Origin of the sequence: Devosia sp. Root436 (genome assembly GCF_001426345.1) — a bacterium.
Lineage (GTDB): Bacteria > Pseudomonadota > Alphaproteobacteria > Rhizobiales > Devosiaceae > Devosia.
In genome coordinates this window covers 809871-810474 of record NZ_LMEM01000001.1, presented here as the reverse complement: position 1 = coordinate 810474, position 604 = coordinate 809871, and the positions used below count along the sequence as shown (strand labels likewise).

The 604-nt window shown below is 62.0% G+C and carries 1 protein-coding gene; it reads left to right on the top strand.

Annotated elements, in window-relative coordinates; all coding sequences use genetic code 11:
• Window positions 1-213: 213 nt before the first annotated feature.
• Window positions 214-604, top strand: a 391-nt coding sequence (locus ASD04_RS19810; protein ID WP_244488237.1) for an IS110 family transposase, incomplete at its 3' end; no start/stop codon positions are given.

The window sequence follows — 604 nt, the reverse complement described above, 5'->3', positions numbered from 1 at the left end:
AGTAGCCCTTGTATTAGCGCTTTGTGGTTAGCTCGTGCCATCCTTTTGGATGCCGCGATCTGGATGGCGACCCAGATCGCGGCTGCGGTGTCGGATCGATTGGCCCTCAGCCGGTTGGCTGGCTGTCCATGAGCGTGATCGTCACCGTCACTTCATCGGGCCCGGATGGTTGATTGAACCGTGGGTTCGCATCACAAGGATGGGTCGAGGAAGATGGACCGTACTATCACAATGACTGGTGGGGTCGATATCGGTAAGGCGTTTCTGGACCTGGCGGTGACGCCGTCKGGGCAGCATTGCCGGGTTGGCAATGATGGGGCGGGATGGCGGCAGGCAGTCACCTGGTTTGCCGTGGCGGGGGTGGAGCGAGTGGGTGTGGAGGCCAGCGGCGGTTATGAGCGGGGCATCGTGCAGGCGATGCGCCAGCATGGACTGGTRGTGAACCTGTACCAGCCTATGCAAGTACGCCTGTTTGCCCGCATGAACCTGCAGCGAGCCAAGAACGACCGGCTCGATGCGCAACTGATCGCGGCGTTCACCGCCCAGGATCACACGGAGAGGGCAGTTCAGGATAGCCGGCTACAGGCGCTGGCGGACCACCTCG